The sequence below is a fragment of the Cohnella caldifontis genome (assembly GCF_029360585.1).
GTDB lineage: Bacteria > Bacillota > Bacilli > Paenibacillales > Paenibacillaceae > Cohnella > Cohnella caldifontis.
Genome location: NZ_JAQZSJ010000039.1, coordinates 1 through 5,860, shown reverse-complemented (window position 1 = coordinate 5,860; position 5,860 = coordinate 1). Strand labels below are relative to the sequence as shown.

The 5,860-nt window shown below is 60.7% G+C and carries 5 protein-coding genes; 3 read left to right on the top strand and 2 right to left on the bottom strand.

What is annotated here, in order from left to right; genetic code table 11:
* Positions 1-56: 56 nt before the first annotated feature.
* Positions 57-704, bottom strand: a complete 648-nt coding sequence (locus PTZ19_RS25125) for an NUDIX hydrolase (RefSeq protein WP_276358447.1) — start codon at positions 702-704, stop codon at positions 57-59.
* A gap of 117 nt (positions 705-821) precedes the next feature.
* Here PTZ19_RS25125 and PTZ19_RS25120 point away from each other — a divergent pair, with 117 nt between their 5' ends.
* Positions 822-2,582: an ATP-binding protein gene (locus tag PTZ19_RS25120; RefSeq protein WP_276358446.1), complete on the top strand. Its 1,761-nt coding sequence runs from the start codon at positions 822-824 to the stop codon at positions 2,580-2,582.
* On the opposite strand, the gene PTZ19_RS25115 is transcribed toward PTZ19_RS25120, so the two are convergent.
* On the bottom strand, positions 2,546-3,466 hold the full coding sequence (locus tag PTZ19_RS25115) for a diacylglycerol/lipid kinase family protein (protein WP_276358445.1): 921 nt from the start codon (positions 3,464-3,466) through the stop codon (positions 2,546-2,548). The genes PTZ19_RS25120 and PTZ19_RS25115 overlap by 37 nt on opposite strands.
* A 153-nt stretch (positions 3,467-3,619) precedes the next feature.
* Here PTZ19_RS25115 and PTZ19_RS25110 point away from each other — a divergent pair, with 153 nt between their 5' ends.
* Together PTZ19_RS25110 and PTZ19_RS25105 are read left to right on the top strand one after the other, a co-directional pair.
* Complete coding sequence (locus PTZ19_RS25110; RefSeq protein WP_276358444.1) at positions 3,620-4,705, top strand: DNA alkylation repair protein; 1,086 nt, start codon at positions 3,620-3,622, stop codon at positions 4,703-4,705.
* A complete protein-coding gene (locus PTZ19_RS25105) occupies positions 4,702-5,763 on the top strand; it encodes an FUSC family protein (protein WP_276358443.1) in 1,062 nt (353 codons plus the stop codon). Before PTZ19_RS25110 ends, PTZ19_RS25105 begins: the two co-directional genes overlap by 4 nt.
* The last annotated feature ends 97 nt before the right edge of the window (positions 5,764-5,860 follow it).

Sequence of the window (5,860 nt, the reverse complement as noted above, 5' to 3'; positions counted from 1 at the left end):
CTTGCCCGTGATGCCCTAAAAAGCGACCCGTTCAGCAAGCCCTATCTAAGTAAGAATTACCCATCGGAGCCCCGCGCCAACTTTTCCAAAAACCGAAACACGCCGACATAATACGCCGGATCTCGAGGCACGAACGATGACGCCCGGATCGCAATGGATCCGGGCTCTGCCGCGCCTTCCCGCAACCGGATGCCGTCCGCGCTCACCTCATCCAAGCCCCCTTCCATCAACGCGATCAGCTCGCCCGCCTCCGCTTCGTACAGTCCCGCGACTTCCTCCTCCTGCAGGCGAAACTGCCCCGGCCGCCAATCCGTCACGTATCCGAAGACGTGGCTCACCTCGCGGTCCACGAACCGCTTGCCCCTCACGATGCCGGAAGCCTCCTCGCGCACGACCGCATAGGGGACAAGCTCTTCGAAAGCCACCGCCAGCCCCAATTCTTCCTCCAGCTCCCGCACCGCTTCCCGCGGCGTTTCCCCGGCGGCGAGATGTCCCGCGGCCGTGATGTCGCAGCGGCCGGGATTCGTATCCTTGCCGTCCGAGCGCAATTGGAACAAGACGCGCGCCTTGCCGTCTTCTCCCCGCCGAACGAGCCAGCAGTGCACGGTTCGATGCCAATGGCCCCGGGCATGCACTTCGGATCGGGGCGCGGTTCCGACCCATTTCCCTTCCGCATCGTAGATATCGAAAATTTCTTCAACCATTCACATCGATCTCCTATATTGGACGATAAAGGAAAAGGAATTTTGGCGTCTATCGTCGAAAAGATAAGAACAACATTTTCCAGCAGGCTGCCTGTCTGATGAATGCGAGGGATAATAATGAACGGTTCCGTGGCATGGTGGTCCGTGTTTTTCTTGCTGCTGGCGCTGTTGATCAGCCTACTCGCATCATATACCATGTTCAACTTCATCGGCAATTTGAAGCGAGGCGGCGGCAACTTTCGGCAATTCTGGCTGGCGGGCGGAGCTTTCGTCTTCGGATCGGGCTTGTGGGCCAAACATTTCGTGACCGTCCTGGCGTTGAATCAACCCCTCTACTTTTCCTGGAGCATGTTGGTCAGCCTGTTTTTCATCATTTTCTTCTCGCTGACGGGATTCGTGATGCTGACGTTCCACGGCGTGTTCCGGTACCGTCTCATGCTGGGGAGTCTCATCCTGGCGTTCGGCATCGGATTCATGACGTATTTCAGCTTGCTCGGACAGCCGATCCGGCAGTTGACCATCCATCCGACTCCGCTCACTTTGTCGGCGGTTTTTCTCTTGCTCGGAACGTACGGTTCTTTCCTGCTGTCCGAGCGGGACGCGAAGTCCGCGAGATGGTTCGCCAGCCTGGCGCTGGGACTGTCCGTCATGCTGGTGCAGCTGCTCAGCTTCTATGCGCTGGATATCGATTACACCTGGCAGATTTCCTCCGACAAGCTCAACCGGGACATCAACATGCTGGGCTTCATTATCGGCGTTTCCGCTTTGATCATCCTAGCTTCCACCCTCGTGACGTGGTACATCGACAAAAGGCTCAACCAGATGGACGAACGGTACCGGCTGCTGGTGGAAAATTCCTTGGACACGATCGCGATTCTCAAAGGGGACAAATGGGGGTTCGTCAACGCGTCGGGGCTGCGGATGTTCGAGGCGGACGAGCCGAAGGACCTGCTGGGGAAATCGATTTATTCCTTCTTGCCGGCGGAGGACCATCAGGCCGTGAAAGAGAGGTTGAAAAACCTCGTTCTCACGGGAAGCGGCCGCCCCCTCGAGCAAATATGGTACACGCTCAAAGGCAACATGCTCCATACCGAAATCGTGGAGACGATGACGACGTTGGACAACGAACCGGCGGTTCAAGTCATCATGCGGGACATTTCGGAACGGAAGAAAAACGAGGAGCTGCTCATCAATTCCGAGAAGCTGTACGTGGCGGGTCAATTGGCGGCAGGCATCGCGCACGAGATCCGCAATCCGCTGACGTCGCTGAAAGGGTTCCTGCAGCTGATCGCCTCGGGCCGCAAAAACAACGGCACGTACTACGACATCATGAACTCCGAGCTGGATCGGATCGAGGAAATCGTCAGCGAGCTGCTGATGTTGTCCAAACCTCAGGTTTACCAATTGTCCTTTCACGACGTCCGGATCATGATGCGGGACACGGTAACGCTGTTGGAAACGCAGGCCATCCTCCACAACATCGCCATCGAAGCCGAATACGGGACGGAGCCGCTCTGGGTGTACGGCGTGGAAAACCAAGTCAAGCAGGTGTTCATTAACGTCATTAAAAACGCCATCGAAGCGATGGTCGACGGCGGCTCGATCCGGGTCAAGCTGTCCCGGGAAAACGAGGGGGTATACGTGAGGATCCACGACGAAGGCCCGGGGATCGGCGAAGATCAGCTGGCCAAAATGGGACAGCCCTTCTACACGACCAAAGAGAAAGGAACCGGGCTGGGTCTCATGGTCAGCTACAAAATCGTCGACAACCACCACGGCCGCATCCGGGTGAGGAGCGAGCTGGGCAAAGGCACGGTTTTCGAGATCATGCTGCCGTTCCGTTACCCCCAGCCCGAAGAAGTGAGGATCAGCAGCTGACCGGGGAGAACGGAGGCCCGCAGCGGCGTGCGGCCGGACGGTTCCCCGTCTCCGTAGGCTAACATCGGAATGGGCGACTCCACCGCGATTTGGGAACCTTGGAGCATCGTGACGAACCGGGAACGGACGTGCCGGCCTGTCAGCACCGTCGGAAAAACGGACAGCAGCTGCAGGGCGTTGCAGCCATGGACGACGCAGGCGTGCAGCCGTCCGTCATCGGGGCGGGCATCGGGGCAGATCCTTAGTCCGCCCCCATACGTCGCCAGATTGGCGACCGCGGCGAGCCAGCAATCCGCGAACTCGCGGGTAGCGCCGTCCACCGTCACCCGAACCTTCTGGGGCCGATACGTCGCGAGTTTCCGGAGGAGTCCGATGATATATGCCAGTCGCCCCAACCCGATGCGATTGCACCACCGTTTGTAGCGGGAGCCATTAACGTCTTCGGCTACCGCGCCGTCCAATCCGGTCGCGATGGAGATCAGGGAATATTCCGGGCTCCCATCCGCTTTATCGCTCATCAATACGTCGGAGGGGCGGGTTACGCCCGCCAGCACGATATCCAAAGCGATCGCGGGATCGTTCGGCACCCCGAACGCGAGGGCGGTGTCATTGCCGGATCCGCACGGGATCAGGCCGAGGGGCGTTCTCGTCCGCAGCGCGAGGGAGACCAGGCCGTGAACCGTGCCGTCGCCGCCGACGGCCGCCAAGGCATCCACCTTCGTTTGTGCCATGAACGCTTCCGCGCGGCGTACCGCGTCATCGGCGGATGCCGCGGAAATTTTCGCGTACGGGGTGCCGCGGGCCGTCAGCATCCGCTCCACCTTTCCCCAGGTTTTTCCCCCGCGCCCATTGCCGGACGCTTCGTTGACGACGAACAGGATCAATCTTGGGTGCCTCCCCGATGCCGAAGTATACTAGCATTATACGGATCGGCGCCTGTTTCGGGAAGCGTTTTCTTGGGCGGCGAAGGCCGCCGGTTCGGCGGCGGATCCAGACATGCTATAATGGGGACGGATATGAGGCGAGGAGGATCCGGCTTGGCTGAACCGCTTAAGAACATGTACGATGAACGTTTTTTGCGAGGCTTCGCGGGGCGGGTGCGCGGCCGCCTGCCGGATTTCGAAGAAGAGGAGTTCGTGCGGCTGGCGCTCGCGCCCGGCTGGGACGGGCTCGAGCTCAAAGGGCGAATCCGCAGGATTACCGAGAGCCTGGGGGCCGTACTGCCGGAAGATTACGAACGGGCTCTTGACGTGCTGGAAGATATCTCGGACGACTGCCGGGGGTTCCCCTATCTGTTCTTCCCGGACTTCGTCGAGCGTTATGGACTTAACCACTGGGAACGATCGATCGCGGCGCTGGAACGGTTCACCCCGCTGTCGACCTCCGAGTTCGGTGTGCGGCCGTTCCTGCTCAAGGATTTGGACCGGATGATGAAAACGATGCGGGCGTGGAGCGAACATCCGGACGAGCACGTGAGGAGGCTCGCCAGCGAAGGATGCCGCCCCCGCCTGCCCTGGGCGATGGGCGTGCCGGCGCTGAAACGCGATCCCTCTCCGATCCTGCCGATTTTGGAACAACTGAAGGAAGACCCTTCCGAGTACGTCCGGCGCAGCGTGGCGAACAACCTCAACGACATTTCCAAAGACCATCCGGAAATCGTTCTGGAGCGGATCCGGAAGTGGCAAGGACGGCACCCTTCCACGGATTGGATCCTTCGGCACGGCAGCCGGGGGTTGATCCGGACCGCCCATCCGGAGGCGCTGGAACGGTTCGGCTTGCTCCCCCCTTCCGGGATTCGGGTGGAAACGTGGTCGGTGTCCTCGGAAACGGTACCCGCGGGCGGATCCGTGGAAGTACGGTACGCCGTCCGGGTGCCGGAGGGAGAACCCGTCAAGCTGCGGCTGGAGCTTGCGGTCGATTATCCCCGCGCGGGAGGACGCGTGTCCCGCAAGCTGTTCAAAATGAGCGAGAAAATCAGCCCCCCGGGCTCTCTCGTTGAAGGCAGGCGTATGCTCTCTTTCGCGGATCTGTCGACGCGCCGGCATTATCCGGGCCGTCATCGCTTGTCCTTGATCGTGAACGGGGTGGAGATGGCGGCGGCCGAGGCGGTGCTGCAGCCATGACGATCGGCGCGCGCGTATTGAAGACCGGCCTCGCGGTCGCATTCACCTTGTGGATCGGGGCTCTGATCGGGCTTAAGGCTCCCCTGATTTCGGCCATCGCGGCCATTTTCACCGTCCAGCCTTCGATTTACCGCTCCTGGAGGCAAGTGCTGGACCAAGTGCAGAGCAACCTGCTGGGAGCGGTCATTGCGTTTGCCGCCGTGCTGTTGATCGGGAACTCGCCGATCGCCGTCGGCATCGTGTGCATCGGGGTTATTTTGCTGTGCCTCAAATTCGGAACCGAGGAAACGATCGGACTGACGCTGGTGACGACCGTCGTGCTGATGGAAGCGGGATCGCAAGGCTGGACGCAGGCGCTGGACCGGCTGGCGGCGATCATGATCGGCATCGGGTCGGCCTTCGCCGTGAACGTCGCGGTCGCGCCGCCCCGCCATGCCAAACGTTTCGTCAAGCAGGTGCAGGATGCGCAAGCCACGATGTCCCGTCTGCTCCGAACGGCCGTCTCCAATGAGCTGAAGGAGAACGTGTTCCGCGACGACTTCAAGAACTTGCGGGGCCGGCTCCGCAAGCTGGAGGAATTTTACGAGCTGTTCGCGGAGGAACGGGTATGGCGGCCCAAGTCCCGGATGGGGCGGGCACGGCTGCTGGTGGTGTACAAAGGCATGCTGGAAACGCTGGAGCAAGGCGTGTCCCTGATCGTGGCCGTGGAGGAGCATTACTTCGGCGTGCGGACGGGCGAAGCCTGGAACCGCCTGATCGACCGGCAAATCGAGTCGTTGTGCGGGTATCATGAGCAGCTGTTGTGGAAATGGGAAGGCTTGATGAAGCCGGGGGCGTCGTCTTCCGCGCCGCCGCGCGAAGCTTCGGCGCTGTTGACCGACATGATCGCCGGCCGCTCGGAGCAGGAAGACCCGATCGCCCGCGCCCGCCTGCTCGTCGTCACGACGGCGGTGTTCGCCTACGAGGATCGGCTGCACCGGCTGGATAAGTTGATGGACCACTATTTGAACAGGGGAGACGATTCGGGAGAGCCTGCGGCGGAGGGAGATGTCCCCTGAGACGCATGTTCATTGCGCTCGAATGGTGGGTCCAGCTACGGAGTTATGTAAGAAAGTTCACTGGCGTTGCATAAACACTGACATCAGCGCGTCTGTT